Here is a 17,024-nt window from a genome sequence, read left to right on the forward strand (position 1 = left end):
ATCATAAAACATTTAATTATTCCCTTTAAACTTTTCCATTGTTACATGGTTATTTGAACTAATTCCTTCCGATTTAAACACTTTTAAAAAAGTTAAAAAGACTATTTTTATGTCTAAAAAAAAACTTAAGCTTTCAACATACCAAATATCATGGTCTAATTTTTGTTTCCAACTAATTGCATTTCGTCCATTTACTTGCGCCCAACCAGTAATACCAGGTTTTACATTATGTCTTTTCTTTTGCTCCACATTGTACAGTGGTAAATATTCAGGTAATAAAGGTCGTGGTCCTATTAAACTCATATCTCCTTTTAGCACATTGAACAACTGAGGAATTTCATCTAAAGAAGTTTTTCTTACAAACTTACCGATAGTTGTCAATCGATCTGCATCTGACAATAAATTTCCTTGAACATCTTCTTTATCATTCATAGTTTTAAACTTTATAATCTTAAAAACCCTCTCATTCTTACCAGGTCTAGCTTGAAAGAAAAATGGTTTACCTTGATTTGCAAAAAACAATCCTATAACAATAGTTATGAAGATTGGCAATAAAATTATAATTCCTAAAGATGCTATTATAATATCTAAAAAACGTTTGATATAGTTTTTATACAGCATACCCTTTTTCTTTAAGTAATGTATTGTATTCTTCTAACAAAGCATTCCATACTATTTTTTGTTCGTAACGTGCTATTATCATCTCTCTAGCATTGGTTTTTAATTCTTTATAAAAATCTTCATCTTCAATCAGTCTTTTCATTGCAGCATAAATTGCTTCACTATCTTTGACTGGAATAATTACTCCATTTTTTCCTTCTTCAATAATTTCATTACAACCATTAATATTAGACACAATACTTGGTAAATCCATTGCTCCTGCTTGCATAACTACATTTGGAAATCCTTCCCGATAACTAGGAAAAGTTAATACATTTGCAATCGCAAAATACGAACGTACATCTTTTTGAAACCCTACACTAATAATGTTTTTATTATTATCAATTTTATTTAATGTTTCATTTTCAAGAGGGTCTAAATCACTTTCAAATGGTCCTACTAATAATAGTTTTATATTTTTCTTTTCTTTAGATAGTTTAGTGAAAGCATTAACTAACTCATTAATTCCTTTATCTGCTACCAAACGACCTACAAAAACAAATACAAAATCATCATCAGATATTTGCAATTCCTTCTTTAACTGATTTTTATCTTCTTGAGAAACAGTTTTTGAATAGAAATAATCTATATCAATTCCATTCACATTTCCATTTGCTAAAACTTTTAGTTTCTTAGTAGTTATCTTATAATCTTCTAAATCTTCTTTTACACCTTGACCCTCTGGATAAACATTCGTGGCACTCCAACATAATAGTTTATCCATCAAAATTAATAGTTTTTGAAAAGAACCTCTCCTACTAGGAAAAATTAATCCTGTAAATGTATGTATACGAATAGGAACACCTGCCATTTTTCCTGCTAACATTGTTAATAATCCTGCTTTAGGCGTTATGGAATGCACCATTACTGGCCTCTCCTTTAAAAACAAACAATACAGTTTCCATAAAGAACGTAAGTCTTGAAACGGACTAATGTTACGCTTCATTGGAACAGAAACAACACGAACCTCTTCTCTTTTTTCTACTTCTTGCAAATGCTCATCTGCACCAGAAACTGCCACAACTTCAAAACGTTCATTTAAAAAAGACAACTGCCCTTTTAGTAAATAATTTAAAGAAATTGCTACAGTAGAAATACAAATAAGCTTATGTTTCATACACTTCTTTATAAAGAGTTATATGATTACTAATCATTCTATCAATATTAAATAGCTCTGCACGTTCCTGACAAGAACGCACTATTTCCTTATACAGGGAACTATCTTCTATTAATCTACTTATATTTTGAGCTAATTCTTGAGAGTTACCTTCTTCAAAAAGAACACCTGCTCCTCTTACTATATCAGATAATCCAGGGACATCAGATGCTATGAAAGGCTTACCTGAAGCCATCCCTTCAATACTCGATAATGACATTCCTTCATATTTGGAAGATAAAACCACAATATCTGCTGTTCTTAATAACTGAGGAATATCCATTCGCTGTCCTAAGAAAAAAACTCTATCAGCAAGTAACAACTCCGAAACTAGTAATTCACATTCCTTTCTAGTTTCTCCTTCTCCTACTAAAAGTAATATAAATTTTTTTGGTAATAATCCTAGAGCCCTAATCAAAGTTTTTTGATCCTTTTGAGCCCTAAAAGCTGATACTTGAAGAATTATTGAATTAGTGTTCTTTATGTTTGAGTTAATATCCATTTTATTTTGAAATGGTTTAGCATTTAGAATTGCATTCAAATTCACTCCATTATTAATAACATTAAATTTCCTTAAATGCTTTGGAATATATTGTTTATATATATTATGTATTTCTTCTGAAATACATACAATTTTTTTATAACGCGCATAAACAAATGTTTCAATAACTTTAAAATAACTTTTTTGAATTCTCCTATTGGTTGTGTTGTGTTCTGTAAAAATCAATTTACATTTTCCTCCAATCAATAGATTTGCAATAACTGTATAATATTGAGCGGGAAACAAATGTACGTGTGCTATATCATAGTTCTTTAAAAATTTTCTTAGTTTTAGTATGTTTAATGGATTATAAATATCTTTATAATTATCAGACTCTTTTAGAACTATAACTCTACAACAATTTAAAGCCTTTAATGCATTTATGAATTGGTGATTGTTATTCCAAAACACCAAAACATCCATCTCTATTCCTTCTTTTCTATATAACGGAATAGTATCTAACAACAACTTTTCGGCTCCTCCAGTATTTAATGAATTAATGATTTGTATAACCTTCATATTTATATTTTATAAACTATATACTTTTCACTAGCTTTATGTTTAGGTATTATTTGGCAAGGATTCCCTAATGCAATTGCTCCATCAGGAATATCTATGTTGACAAAAGCATTAGGCGCAACCAATACATTATCTCCTATTTTTACCCTCCCAATTATTACTGCATTGGCGGATACATAAACATTGTTTCCTATTACTGGCACCCCACTTTTCTTCCCTGAAGCATTACCTATCGTTACTCCATTTGCTATATTAAAATTTTTTCCGATGCTAGCTGAAGGATTAATCACTATATTTCCAAAGTGTGCGATTCTGAACCCATTATCTATTCTGGTTTGATATGGAATTTGAATTCCAGTTCTATGCATGCATAGTCTTAAACAGATTAACCAAAATATTTTTACAATACTATTTTTCGATTGTTGACATTTTCTAAGAAAAAAAACGTAACGAAAACCTGGAGTAAATAAAACATAACGTAATAACAAAACAAAGGTTTTCTTACCTGTATATCTATATAAATCATCGTAAATCATTGGCTATTCTTTATTTTGTGTTTTATATATAAATGGAAAAGTATTCCTAAAGGCAAGCAAATAAGGGTTAAAAATTTGGCTGGATTACCTTTAAAAAACTTATAATCTCCAATAAACAAAGTTGAAGAAATTAAATGCAAAGTTTTAATTACTCTCGTTTTAACATTCTTTAAATACTTCAATTCAATAATCCTAGAATATCTAAACCCTCTAGGGTGTCGTTTATATTGTTTAAAAATATTCAGAGATGAACCATCTGGCATATATTCAACAACACATAATGGCTCATTTAAGCACGCTAACTCATATTCTTGATCTATCATTAAATATAAAGTATGGAGAGGTACGAATTTTTCTTCTTGGAATAAAGGATAAGCAGGAAATTTCTTCACTATACTTGTTTTTAACACTAGTTTTTTATCCCCTTTAACTCCATACTTATAATACAAGTCACTAAGGGTAGTTTTACTGACCTTTTGGGGTAAGTCTGTTCCTACTGTTTTTAAATTTTTATACACGTCATACCCTATAATTCCTGCTAAGCTAAAATCATTCTTTACAGTTTTCCATTTCTCTATGATTATTTCCACAGCATTATCTGGCATAAAATCGTCTGAATCAATGCAAACATTTAGTTCCGTTATTATATTATTATATGCAGTATTGTGAGCTCCATGCATTCCTTGATTTTCTTGATATATATATACTACATTGACTCTATCTTCATTTATCCAAGAACTTACTATTTCTTTTGTATTATCAGTAGACCCATCATCTATTATTAACCATAAAAAATCACTTGAAGTCTGCCTACATAAACTTTTATATAGTTGATGTAAACAGTACGCTCTGTTAAATGTTGGTGTAAATACTGTTAGTGTTTTCTTTTCCATTATGATGTTAAAATATACATTATGTATGTAAAACCAAAATATAATAATATTACAGTTCCTAAAACTTTAGGTTGATTTTTAAAAAATTGCTGTTTCAAAAAAGGATAAAATATAACAATTGCCATCATAAACCACGATAAATAAGCAAACCTATTAGAAAAATTTGCTCTAATAACCAAAACCCAAAAGGCATTAGATGTAGCATAGATACTAAATAATCTTAAATAAGTATTATCTTTAAATTTCTTCTTTATACTAAAAAAGTATCCCGCATAAATTGCAGTTGCACTATATAATAAAAAATCCCATCTAAAACCTGTATATGCAAAACTAACGTCATTAACATTTCCTTCCGTTAAATAACCTGTTCTATCATCAAACCCAAATGAAGCAAAGAAGTTTTCCCAAAAACCTCCTAACAGTAATGATAAAGGGATACATAACAACCATCCTCTTACATAATATTTCGGTTTTTTATAAAAAAAAGTAATTAAGTATGCGATAGATGGTATAATTATACTTGAGTGTATAAAAAAAGTTATCACTAAAAGTAATAATGATTTGATTTTTTCCTTGTGCCCATATGAAAATGCTAAGACTACTAAAGAAGTAGCGATTCCATTTCTAATTCCATTTGTTCCATAACCCCAAAAAGAAAACGAAGCGATAAACATCAAAAAAGGAATATATAACTCTTTACCAAACCATTTTTTACAAGCTATATATAATGGTGTTACATATAAAACACTACATAATAAAAAAAAAGATTTTGCATTTAAAATATTACTACACATCTTCATAAATAAATGCCACAGAATATCTTTCGCACCTATAATCCCTCCTCCTCGACTATAATATTCAAAATACCTATTATAAGTGTCCATATCGCCAAAATAACGTCCACTTATAGGTCTTAACCCCATATACAGAACAATTATTACTAATAAAATAAGCGCGTTACTTCTACCATCAAAATGTAATCTCTGTCTTCTAACTTTTAGGTAGCTTCCCGTTATTATAAATAGTAAAAAAGTATAATATATTGAAGTATAATATGGTAATGGTATTATTGACATATAAAAAATTACATTAAACATGTGTCATGATTAAGCTTTGGTTAATATTTTGAATAAGTTAACCCACTCAATTATAACTTTATCTTTCAAAAAATTCTTACTTGTTTCTAATGAGTTTTTACTGAACTTTTCTCTATTTTCTACTTGTAAAAGTACTTCTTCTAGTTTCTTTGAAAACACCTCTATATTATTTTCTTTGACCAATATACCCTCTTTTTGATTACTCATAATATTTCTTGGTCCATTTCGGCAATCATAACTTATTATAGGGATTCCATTTGACATTGCTTCCAACAATACCATCGGAAAACATTCAGTTAAAGAGGTCATTACATATAAAGAAGCTTTTTTCATTCTTTGATCCAAATCTGAAACAGCTCCTTTGAAATACAAGTTTTTAATTTCGTAATTCGACTGAATAGTTTGTAATTGATTTTTTAATTCATCGTCTCCTTCTCCGTAAATATGAATTTCCCATTCAGAAAATTTTTTGAAAATTAATTTCCAAGCTTCTATCAAATGATCAAATTGTTTTACAGGTGCAATTCTTCCTGCCGCAATAATAACCTTATCTCTATTAGAATAATCCGTAAATAACTCTTCCTCTCTTTTATCAATAAAATTAGGTATGATAAATGTATTTGGAAAAGGGTAATACTGTTGTTCGTCTTTATTTAATAAAACTAACGTTGTGTATTTTTTATATAAGTTAAACAACTTTCGTTTTAAGAAACCTAAGTTTAGACTCACTCCCGAGGAATGAAATTCTTTTATTTTAGGTGTTTTCTTTCTAATAAAGGGTAAAAAAAACTGATCTGGTGTTTGGCTTACTGATATTATTATATCTGGATCAATTTTTTTAAATGTACTTTTTAACTTAAAAAAATGCTGTATTGTTTTTAATAAGTTTACAGGATGGAAGAAACTTATTCCTTGAATGTAATTTATATTAAGATCTAATTGATTTACTTTTGGCGATAAGGTATACACATTCTTTTTATTCCTTTGACCATTAGTAATCAAAAAAACATCATATCCAAAATCTTCAATCAATGAATTAATTTTTAATGAAACAATTTTTTCTGCTCCACCATGCAAATACATTTGATCCATTAAATAAACTACTCTCACCTTCTACTTCTTTATGAGGTCTATAACTTTTTGCACACGATGTGCCCCAAAAACATTCATTACTTTCATTTTAATAATGTTTCTCCATCTTCCCGTTGGGGATATCCAAGATTTAGCAAAATGATGAATACAGTATGAATTTTCAGTTAGCTCTATATTACCTGTTTTATAACTTTTAGGACAAAAGAAATCATTAGGATAAAATGCTATATAATCTTCAACTTCTTGAAAAGAATTATTCATAACAAATCCTTTTTCAATCATTAAATCAGTTATTATTTTAGTATTTGAAGTTGTATCTAATTCTCCATCTTCTTTTACAAAAGATCTTCCATCATAATATGCTAACATTTCAGTAACCCATACTCCATCTTTTTCACTTGCCATGATACCTGTAGGTACAAAATCATCATTTTCAAAACCAGAAAAAGCCTTCTTTTCTAAAAACGGATCTAAACCTCTTAAGACCTCAACATCAGTATCCATATAAACTCCTCCTATTTCTTTTAATGCATGTAATCGGCATACATCTGAAACAAAGGCAAACTTTCTGTTTTCTAATGCTTCTTTAGCAAATAAATATTGTTCTAAATCAAAATTGCTTTCATTCCATTCAATTATTTCATATTCTGGAAGATATTTCTTCCATGACGCTATACATTTAACAGCTAACGGCGGAAGAGGGTTTCCTCCAAACCAACAATAATGAATTATCTTAGGTATCATTTTATAAATTTTCTTTTAAAAATTCTAAAATCCTTTTGTTTGCCTTTCCATCTCCATAAGGGTTATGGGCTTTCGACATTGTATTATATAAGTTTTCGTCGTTTAGCAATTCAAAAGCACTTTCTGTTATCCTATCGTAGTTTGCTCCAACAAGCTTAACAGTTCCCGCTTTTACTGCTTCCGGTCTTTCTGTTGTATCTCTCATTACCAAGACAGGTTTTCCTAAAGAAGGTGCTTCTTCTTGTACCCCTCCTGAATCTGTAATAATCATGTGAGATTTTTTCATCATCCAAACAAACACAGGATAATCTAAAGGAGCAATTAAATGAATATTTTTATAGTTTGATAACAACTCATTTACTGGCCTTTGCACATTAGGATTTAAGTGCGCAGGAAAAACAATCTCTACATCTTCACGTTCTGCTATAGTTACCATAGCTTTACAAATGTTTAAAAAACCGTCTCCAAAGTTTTCTCTTCTATGGCCAGTTACTAAAACTACTTTTTTTGTAAAATCTATTTTCTCTTCTAAACTTGAAATTACCGAATTAGAATATCCCCCATCGATCTTATCTACTGTCCATAAAAGAGAATCTATTACTGTATTTCCAGTAATAGTTACATTATTTTCTTGTATCTTTTCTTCTAAAAGGTTTTGTTTAGATATCGTTGTTGGTGCAAAATGAAAATCTGCTATTCTACCTGTAATTTGTCTATTTAATTCTTCTGGAAAAGGAGAGAATTTATTGTGCGTTCTTAACCCTGCCTCAACATGTCCTACTTTAATTCCTTTATTAAAAGCTGTCCAACCACAAATACTTGAAGTCGTTGTATCTCCATGTACTAGCACCAAATCTGGATTAAAATCTGATATTATCGCATCCATTTTTAAAAAAATGCGCCCACTTAATTCATTCAATGTTTGATTAGCTTTCATGATATCTAAATCATAATCTGGAGTTACTTCAAAAAAATCAACTACTTGATCTAACATTTCCCTATGTTGAGCAGTAACACACACTTGAACATCATACAACGGTTCACTTTTCAATTCATGAACCAATGAACTCATTTTTATTGCTTCGGGTCTAGTACCAAAACAAACTAGTATCTTTTTTTTCATTGCTAAATAATAATTATTAATTTCTATTTTTTGAATCCAAGTAACCTCAGTACTAACTTATTTAAATAATTAATTAAAAAAGAACTAAAAACACACCACGAAAGTAACCAAAGATATATTAAGACAGTATACTTGGGACAGTAAATTAGTTCTTGAAAATAAACTAAATAAAAAAATGTATGAACTAACCAAATATTCGTCGTATGTGGGGCAATAAATTCAAGAGCTTTCATAAAAACAGAATTAACCCCAAATGAAAACTGACTAAATAGAAAAATAAAAGTTAAAGCTATAAACGGAGCAATAATAACATTAGGAATTAAACCATGAACTATGATTAATAATAACATCCCTAAAATTAAAAATATATTAGCATTTGGTACCTTATCGATAAAATTACGAAATTTAGTTATCAATTTAAACTTTAAGGTAAGTGCTCCTAATAAAAACTGGAAAAGTGTAAATAAATACAAAGCTCCTTGCTTGTGTAGTAACTTTAATAAAGGATATTCAAAAATTTGTGTTTTATAAATTTTAAAATAGACTCCTATAAAATAAAGTCCTAACAAAAACACTATAAACAATATTGAACCATGTGATTTAATTAATCTAAACCAAAAAGATGAAGTAATAACGAATAATATATATGTAGTTAAAAACCACCATGCTCCATTATAACTAGTATCTACTGCTGTAAAATTTAACAAAAACTTACTTAATGAACCTGGATAACCTTCCTTATTTAAAACTAAACCTAAAATTAGGGCAAAAATAAAAAGTATTATCCAAAAATTTAAATACAACTTAAAAATCCGTTTTAAGTTATCTTTAAAATATACTCCAGAAGACTTCTTATATTTAAAAAACAATCCATAACCACTAACAAAAGCAAAAATTGGCACACATGAATCACAAAATAAAGAGATATAGTATGACAAAGGATGATTACCAATAAATAAAAAGGGTTGAAACACCCCTTTATAATCTCTATTAAATAAATGAAGGAACAGCATCATCAAAATGGCAATTGCTTTAAGGTGATTGGACTGTCTTAATGTAATTGATGACATTCTTAAATTAAATAATTTACTAATTATGCATTGATAAATTTTCTACATTTTTCTTTTAAAGATCTTGCTATTGAATGATGTTTTGTCAGATTTTTTATTACAGTATTTTCGTTTATTTTTCCTTCTAATATAAAATTCGTAGTAAACTCTCCTGTTTTACTACTTATATCAACTCTATTAAATAAATCTAATATCCCTTCAAACCTACAAGAATCAACAAAACTATCAAAGCCGTTAATAAATATTACAGGTGTTCCTAAAGCTAAACATGGTAAAGCACAATGAATTCTTGAAGTTATAACCAATTTTGCTTTAGCATATTTCTTTAATAGATCCTCTCCCATCTCAAACTTTTCTTCTGTAGTATATTTATTAGCCTCTGGCTCTTGATTGATATAAATTGCTTTTTCTAATAAAGATTTATCAATAATTTTATTCAAATGTTTATTTTTTTTCCCTAAGTGAAATATATTACCGTTAAGAATACTTCTTACAAAGCTTCTAAAGCTATATGTTACCTTTTTGTAAGTAGTATAACCATATAAAGGGTCAACGATATAAACCTCATCTGTCCTTTGACTATCATCTACTTTATATGTATCTAGGGTTAACGTTAAACATCCTGTAAAATAGGCTTCAATTCCTTTTTCCTGAAGTGTTTCTGCTGTAAATTGATCTCTACATCCAATAGGTTCATGTTTTTTAAGATACTCTACTCCTTTTTCATCTAACATGTAAGGAGCTGCTGTATTATTTATATGAAAGGAAACAAAAAGGGGGTCTATCTTTTCAGAAGGTATCCAATTATGCACATTATGTGTAAACCATCCATTCAAAATCATTTTTATTTTACTCCCTCTATAATCCGCCATTTTTTCTCTACTCACATATTCATCAACCTTTGGTAAAAATTGTTTTGCAGCTAAACTTTGAATATTATCTCCAACGTTAAAAAATTTTTTATTTTCTTCATATTTTAACAAACCGTATTTCATTATCATTTTATTTTGAGTTTAGTTTTTTTCTCATTTGAAGATAATATTTAAAAACAAATTTAAATTTATTAATCAAAATAAATTTTATTTGATCTAATTTTTGAGTATTTTCATTTTCTTTATTAATATCATCTTGAATCTCTAAGTTTGAGAAAGTTTTAATTTTTATCTTCTCTAAATGCTCGTTTTCAATTATGAAAGGCGAACAAACTTGGGTCGCTTTTTCCTGTAAACAACGCCATTCATATGAAACACCAATCGTCATTTTGGTATTATGTTGAAAATTTTCAAAAATTAAATCATAAAAATTACCTGGAACATCAAACCCATAATTATTAGGGTTTTCACCACATAAAATTATTCCAAGTATTGTTCTTTGGCATTTAGTACATTTACTACAGTTATAGCCTTCCCGCCACTCAGAATAACAAACCCTCAAGTTTATATAATTTTTTTTTCTGTTTGCAAAATCAACAATTTTTTGAATCTTTTCAGTTCTCCTTAAATGAAATCCATCATGAACTGTTTGCTGATCTGCCCATTTTACTTTTTCATCCGTTTCAAAAGTAGAACCCCAACCAAAAGAGACTTCGCCTGTATTTGAAGACGCTATTAAAACTGTTTTAATTCCATACAATACACTTAAAGGAGCAATCAAAGTTATCAAAGCCATTCCATGTTGAATTTTCCCCCACCAGCTAACACCAACTAATAAATCAACTTTGTAAGTATAAAAAGTTCTAAGGTTTGATTCTACATATAATAACCTTTTCGTATTAATAATCTTTTCTTCGTTATTAAACTTTTTAAAATCACTCCATCTCCTTTTATCATTTATTTCAATATCGGCACCAAGCACAGAAATTAAATACGGATTAAAATCAATATTCCTAGTTAATGACTCAAATGAATCTAACCCTCCACTAAACAAAAGCCCTTTATTATTACCAGGAATCATATTTTTAACCAAAGAATTCACATACAAATTTGATTTTAATTTAATTTGAGGAAAGTGAATTAAAAATTCTTCTTTTAAATTCTGCAATGACTTGTAAAAAGTTTCATCCAATTCATCAACATAAACATCAAATCCAACAAACCAAGCTATAGGTATAATATTTGCTAGTAAAGGTATTATATTTATACTTTCTGGAAGACTACTTACATCCTCCTGATATGTAACATAAAAAGATTCCTTATTATTAAAATATTTTAATATAGAATAATCTATATCATAATCGTAAGAAATTGTCCTTCCTTGATTTTTAAAATTTATTTTATTGATTGTAAACATTTTTATTTTTTTTTACTTGAATAAAACCCTTAAACATCTCATGTTCATTTTTATTAAGTCCAAATCTGACAATTAACACAATAAAAACTAGGGAATAAAGAAAAATTTTAATTAATAAATTAAACCAATCATTTCCTGGTATTTTATTTATAAAAAAGCCTATTAGCATTATTATTAAATATGTTGGCAATATTGACCTCAATAACTCTCTAAAAAACAATAAAATTGACAGTTTAATTTCTCTTTGATAATAAACATTCATTATAATAACACTTAATAACCATCCAGTAGAAGCACCTATAACCATTCCTTTTAATCCATAACTTGGAACTAAAAAGCTACCTAATACCAAACCTACAACTATAAAACTAATATAAACAATCGCTTTAAACCTAAACTTACTCTTAGCCTCTAGAATTAAATTACCAAATGCCTGTACCAAAGGCACTGTGTAGACTATCATAATTACCAAAGCTATAAACCAAGACTCTTTATAATTTTCCCCAACCCATAAATCAATAAACTGTTCCCCAAACAAAACAAACCCTCCTAAAATTAACAGTAATACTACTAAAGATATTCTACCTATTTTAACCATCATCATTGTTAATTCATATCCAGAAGCATTCTTTACAATCATTTTAGTTGCTCTTGGTAAAAACACACCAGATATTGCAGTAGAAAAAGCTCCATAATATGTACCTAGCATTACCCCTATTGCATATATAGCTACCATTGTTGTGTTTGTTAAACTACCTAAAACTATTTGACTTGCTTTCCATTGAAATTGTCCTACAACTGCAAAAACAAAAATCCATATAGAATATGAGAATATCTCTCTAACTAAAAATAAATCTTTAATATTAAACTTAAAATCTACATTCAGTTTTTTAAAAACATAAATACTATTTAAAACTATTACCAATATATTCATAATAGTATCTAAAATAACTAACCCTACTGCATCTCCTCCATACATCAATAATCCTACAACCATTAATGACCTAAAGATATACCTTCCTATATTAACAGCTCTTGGAAAAACAAAATGTTCATAACCAGAGCATATAGCCGCAAAAGCTCCTCCGGGTAATGTTATTGCTAAATTAAAAATCAAAATAACAAACATTACCTTAGCTTTTTCTAATTCGGTACTGGTTAATGAAGATGAAAAAATACTGTCTAAATTATAATATAGAAGTACACCGCAAAAAAGAATAACTAAAGATATTATTCCATAAATAAACATTGTTGTCCCCAAAAAGCTTTCTTCTCCTTGCTTATCTTTTTCTGCTCTATACTTAGCCACGAACCTTACAATAGTGTTATTTAATCCAAAATCTAAAACACTAATATAACCTACAAAAGCACCTATTAAAGTATACAAACCATACTCGGCATCCCCTAATTTCTTAATTATAAACGGAGTTAAAACTAAACCTACAATATTTGTTAATATAATAGTGATATAAGATAGTGCAGCTCCTTTTTTTAACTGGCTCATTTCTAACTATTTTAAAAACTAGTGTTAAAGCTTTAAAAAAGCATGGTGATTATCAGAAACAAACACATCTTTGTTTCTAATATCATGTACAATTTCAATAGATTGTCTTGCTTCATGTAAACCAAAGCCATTTCCTTTTAAGATTTCTTGATAACTAGTTGTATGTAAATCGGTAAAACCTGAGCTAAACTCAATTTCTTCACCGTTTACTGTAATAGAACGATAAGTACGCTGCCCTTTTACTTGAACTTCTTTTGGCAACGAAGTTTCATCTATTGACAAAAACCAACGAACACGGGCTTTTTCAAACTCTAAATACCCTGATGCTTTGTGTTTTTCTCTTAGGTGAACTATATTTTCTTGAACATCTCCAAAAACCCAAGAAAGCATGTCAAAAAAATGCACTCCTATATTCGTTGCTATTCCCCCAGACTTACTTTCATCTCCTTTCCAAGAAATGTCGTACCAACTGCCTCTAGAAGTGATATAGGTTAAATCTACTTCGTATTTTTCTTTCTTGTTTTCTTTTTCAATTTTATTCTTTAAAGCAATGATACTCGGATGTAATCGTAACTGCAATATCGTATTTATTTTATTGCCTGTTTCTTTTTCAATTGCCTCTAAGGCATCTACATTCCATGGATTTAACACCAAAGGTTTTTCACAAATTGCATCGGCTCCTCTACGTAATGCCATACGAATATGAGAATCATGCAAATAATTTGGTGTACAAATACTCACATAATCTAACTGAATATTTTTCTGTCTTTTTAGTTTTTCAATATGACGATCGAAACGTTCGAACTCTACAAAGAAGTCTGCTTTAGGAAAATAACTATCTAGTATCCCTACACTGTCATTCTTATCCAATGCAGCTATCAAGATATTATTCGTATCCTTAATTGCTTTTAAATGACGTGGAGCAATATATCCAGCCGCTCCTATGAGTGCAAAATTCTTCAATTATAAACTTTTATTAATCATTTCTCTTGGTAAGATACCTTTAACATCATAAACAACAGTATCTTTTTTCTTTAAAGTTTTCAAATTCAATTCTAAAAACTCACCGTGAGCAACAGTTAACACAATTGCATCATATACTTTATTTGGTATTTCTTTTTTAGAAGTTAATCCGTACTCCTTTTCTACTTCCTGTTCATTTGCCCAAGGGTCATGAATATCTATATTAATACTGTACTCTTTTAATGATTTTACCACATCAACTACCTTAGTATTTCTAACATCAGGGCAATTCTCTTTAAATGTAATTCCTAAAATTAGAACATCAGCATTTTTTATCTTTATGTCATTCTCAATCATCAATTTTACTACTTGAGAAGCAACATATTCTCCCATACTATCATTCATTCTCCTTCCAGCTAAAATTATACCAGGATGATATCCAAACTCTTGTGCTTTTTGAGCTAAATAATAAGGATCTACCCCTATACAATGTCCTCCGACCAATCCGGGTTTAAATGGTAAAAAATTCCATTTGGTACTAGCTGCCTCTAAAACATCATTTGTATTAATCCCCATCAATCCGAAAATCTTCGCTAACTCATTTACAAAGGCTATATTTATATCTCTTTGGGAGTTTTCTATAACTTTCGAAGCCTCAGCTACTTTTATCGTCGGTGCCAAATGAGTTCCTGCTGTAATCACAGACTTATATAAATTATCCACCTTAACTCCTATTTCTGGAGTTGAACCAGATGTTACCTTTATGATTTTATCTATTGTATGTTTTTTATCTCCTGGATTTATTCTTTCTGGTGAATATCCAGCATAAAAATCGCTATTAAATCTCAATCCAGAAACTCGCTCCAAAACAGGCACACATTCATCTTCTGTCACTCCTGGATACACTGTAGACTCATAAATAACTACATCTCCTTTCTTTAAAACAGCACCAACTGTTTCACTCGCTTTAATTAACGGAGAAAGAATTGGTCTATTGTTTTTATCAACAGGTGTTGGAACTGTAATAATATAAAAGCAACAGTCTTTTATATCATCCATAGAATTTGTACAATACAATCCTTTTAGTCCTGAAGGTTGTTTTTTTAACACCTCTTTCAAAGAAGCATCATCTACCTCTAAGGTAGAATCAACACCTTTATTCAACTCCTTAATCCTGTCACTATTTACATCAAAACCAACAACAGAATATTTATTTGCAAACAAATGAGCAAGTGGAAGCCCCACATAACCTAAACCTATGACTGCAATTTTTTCTTCTCTCATTTTTATTCGATACAATAATGCGCGAAATTACAAAAATCATTATTAACAAAAGGTTATAAAGTAAAAAAGTCTCATCAAAAAATGATGAGACTTTTTTTGTGGGCGCGAAGGGATTCGAACCCCTGACCCCTTGGGTGTAAACCAAGTGCTCTGAACCAACTGAGCTACGCGCCCGATTGCAATTTAACTTTTAAGAGTTGTGGGCGCGAAGGGATTCGAACCCCTGACCCCTTGGGTGTAAACCAAGTGCTCTGAACCAACTGAGCTACGCGCCCTTAATTGTTAATTGCGGGTGCAAATATATAACTCTTTTAGATATCTACAATAACTTTTTTACTTTTTTTCTATAAAATTTCTGCCACTACAAACGTACTCCCCCCAACATAAATCACATCTTCAACTAAAGCATCTCTTTTAGCTTTTTCAAAAGCCTGATACACAGAATCAAAAACCTTTCCTTCTAAATTATACACGCTTGCTTGTTGCAGTAGTTCTTCAGCTAGTAATCCACGAGGAATATTTGGTTTGCAGAAATAATAAGTTGCTTTTTTGGGAAACAAAGGAAAAACTTCGTCTAACTTTTTATCAGAAACTACCCCTAATACAATATGAAGTTTTTTATAATCTTCTTTTTTTAACTGTTCAAGTGTATAGGTTAACCCTTCTTTATTATGTGCTGTATCACAGATTATTTTTGGAAATTCTTGTAAAACTTGCCAACGTCCTTTTAAATTGGTGTTTTGTACGACATTTAATAATCCGTTTTTAATATTTTCTTCAGAAATCTTAAACTCTTTTAACTGCTGAATAGCTCTTACCGCTGTTGTTACATTATGTTTTTGATAACCTCCTAATAAATCGGTTGAATATTTTTCTTCATTATCTGAAGCAAAAACAATTGAAGCTTTGCATTCTTCCGCTTTAGCGATAAAAACATTTTGAGTTTCTTTCTGGCGTTCCCCAATAACTACTGGAACATTACTTTTTATTATTCCTGCCTTCTCAAACGCAATTTCAGGCAAGGTTTCTCCTAAAAATTTTGTATGATCTAAACCTATATTTGTAATTACTGAAACTTCCGGTGTGATAATATTCGTAGAGTCTAATCTTCCTCCTAAACCAACTTCAATAATAGCTATATCTACTTTTTGATTTGCAAATTCTTGAAATGCCATACCAACCGTCATTTCAAAAAAAGACAATCCTTGTTTCTCTAAAAAAGTTTTATTGCTCACAATAAATTCAACTACTGAATCTTTTGAAATTTCTTCTCCGTTGATTCGGATACGTTCCGTGAAGTTTTTTAAATGTGGAGAAGTATACAGTCCTACTTTATAACCCGCTTCCTGTAAAATAGAAGCGAGCATATGACTGGTAGAACCTTTTCCATTTGTTCCACCTACATGAATGGTTTTAATTTTCTGCTGAGGATTATCAAGCTCTTTACAAAAAGCAACTATATTAGTTAAATCTTTTTTAAATGCTGTTTGTCCTTGACGCTGGTACATTGGAAGCTGAGCAAACATCCAATTTAAAACTTCTTGATAATTCAT

At 29.6% G+C, this 17,024-nt stretch carries 16 protein-coding genes and 2 tRNA genes; all 18 read right to left on the reverse strand.

Translation table 11 applies throughout. The features are described 5' to 3' along the window. Positions 1-12 precede the first annotated feature (12 nt). Positions 13-618 (reverse strand): sugar transferase, encoded by a 606-nt coding sequence (locus ACKTST_RS10070; RefSeq protein ID WP_408047655.1) that lies wholly within the window; start codon positions 616-618, stop codon positions 13-15. Further along, the gene (locus ACKTST_RS10075; protein WP_408047620.1) at positions 611-1,777 is read right to left on the reverse strand and encodes a glycosyltransferase family 4 protein; all 1,167 of its coding nucleotides are present in this window, start codon (positions 1,775-1,777) and stop codon (positions 611-613) included. Before ACKTST_RS10075 ends, ACKTST_RS10070 begins: the two co-directional genes overlap by 8 nt. Beyond that, positions 1,767-2,876, reverse strand: a complete 1,110-nt coding sequence (locus ACKTST_RS10080) for a glycosyltransferase (protein ID WP_408047621.1) — start codon at positions 2,874-2,876, stop codon at positions 1,767-1,769. Before ACKTST_RS10080 ends, ACKTST_RS10075 begins: the two co-directional genes overlap by 11 nt. A gap of 2 nt (positions 2,877-2,878) precedes the next feature. Further along, complete coding sequence (locus tag ACKTST_RS10085; RefSeq protein ID WP_408047622.1) at positions 2,879-3,412, reverse strand: serine acetyltransferase; 534 nt, start codon at positions 3,410-3,412, stop codon at positions 2,879-2,881. Continuing rightward, positions 3,409-4,305 carry a glycosyltransferase family 2 protein gene (locus tag ACKTST_RS10090; protein ID WP_408047623.1) on the reverse strand — a complete coding sequence of 299 codons (897 nt, stop codon included), beginning with the start codon at positions 4,303-4,305 and terminating at the stop codon, positions 3,409-3,411. Before ACKTST_RS10090 ends, ACKTST_RS10085 begins: the two co-directional genes overlap by 4 nt. Next, positions 4,305-5,402 carry an EpsG family protein gene (locus ACKTST_RS10095; RefSeq protein WP_408047624.1) on the reverse strand — a complete coding sequence of 366 codons (1,098 nt, stop codon included), beginning with the start codon at positions 5,400-5,402 and terminating at the stop codon, positions 4,305-4,307. Before ACKTST_RS10095 ends, ACKTST_RS10090 begins: the two co-directional genes overlap by 1 nt. A 9-nt stretch (positions 5,403-5,411) precedes the next feature. Then, the gene (locus tag ACKTST_RS10100; RefSeq protein WP_408047625.1) at positions 5,412-6,512 is read right to left on the reverse strand and encodes a glycosyltransferase; all 1,101 of its coding nucleotides are present in this window, start codon (positions 6,510-6,512) and stop codon (positions 5,412-5,414) included. Between the two features lie 3 nt (positions 6,513-6,515). Next, complete coding sequence (locus tag ACKTST_RS10105) at positions 6,516-7,238, reverse strand: glycosyltransferase family 32 protein (RefSeq protein WP_408047626.1); 723 nt, start codon at positions 7,236-7,238, stop codon at positions 6,516-6,518. Position 7,239: 1 nt separating this feature from the next. Next, positions 7,240-8,361: a non-hydrolyzing UDP-N-acetylglucosamine 2-epimerase gene (gene wecB / locus ACKTST_RS10110; RefSeq protein ID WP_408047627.1), complete on the reverse strand. Its 1,122-nt coding sequence runs from the start codon at positions 8,359-8,361 to the stop codon at positions 7,240-7,242. Between the two features lie 23 nt (positions 8,362-8,384). Then, positions 8,385-9,431 (reverse strand): acyltransferase family protein, encoded by a 1,047-nt coding sequence (locus tag ACKTST_RS10115; protein WP_408047628.1) that lies wholly within the window; start codon positions 9,429-9,431, stop codon positions 8,385-8,387. Between the two features lie 23 nt (positions 9,432-9,454). Beyond that, the gene (locus ACKTST_RS10120) at positions 9,455-10,426 is read right to left on the reverse strand and encodes a polysaccharide pyruvyl transferase family protein (protein ID WP_408047629.1); all 972 of its coding nucleotides are present in this window, start codon (positions 10,424-10,426) and stop codon (positions 9,455-9,457) included. A 7-nt stretch (positions 10,427-10,433) separates the two neighbouring features. Then, a complete protein-coding gene (locus ACKTST_RS10125; RefSeq protein WP_408047630.1) occupies positions 10,434-11,720 on the reverse strand; it encodes a hypothetical protein in 1,287 nt (428 codons plus the stop codon). Continuing rightward, positions 11,704-13,224, reverse strand: coding sequence for a lipopolysaccharide biosynthesis protein (locus tag ACKTST_RS10130; RefSeq protein WP_408047631.1), 1,521 nt, complete (start codon positions 13,222-13,224; stop codon positions 11,704-11,706). The genes ACKTST_RS10125 and ACKTST_RS10130 overlap by 17 nt, the downstream gene beginning before the upstream one ends. A 24-nt stretch (positions 13,225-13,248) precedes the next feature. Beyond that, complete coding sequence (locus ACKTST_RS10135) at positions 13,249-14,187, reverse strand: Gfo/Idh/MocA family oxidoreductase (RefSeq protein ID WP_408047632.1); 939 nt, start codon at positions 14,185-14,187, stop codon at positions 13,249-13,251. Beyond that, positions 14,188-15,471: a nucleotide sugar dehydrogenase gene (locus tag ACKTST_RS10140; RefSeq protein WP_408047633.1), complete on the reverse strand. Its 1,284-nt coding sequence runs from the start codon at positions 15,469-15,471 to the stop codon at positions 14,188-14,190. Between the two features lie 99 nt (positions 15,472-15,570). Then, a tRNA-Val gene (locus tag ACKTST_RS10145) sits at positions 15,571-15,645 on the reverse strand. A 26-nt stretch (positions 15,646-15,671) separates the two neighbouring features. Further along, positions 15,672-15,746, reverse strand: a tRNA-Val gene (locus ACKTST_RS10150). A gap of 69 nt (positions 15,747-15,815) precedes the next feature. After that, positions 15,816-17,024, reverse strand: coding sequence for a bifunctional folylpolyglutamate synthase/dihydrofolate synthase (locus tag ACKTST_RS10155; RefSeq protein ID WP_408047634.1), 1,209 nt, complete (start codon positions 17,022-17,024; stop codon positions 15,816-15,818).

The sequence above is a fragment of the Tenacibaculum crassostreae genome (assembly GCF_964512405.1).
GTDB lineage: Bacteria > Bacteroidota > Bacteroidia > Flavobacteriales > Flavobacteriaceae > Polaribacter > Polaribacter crassostreae.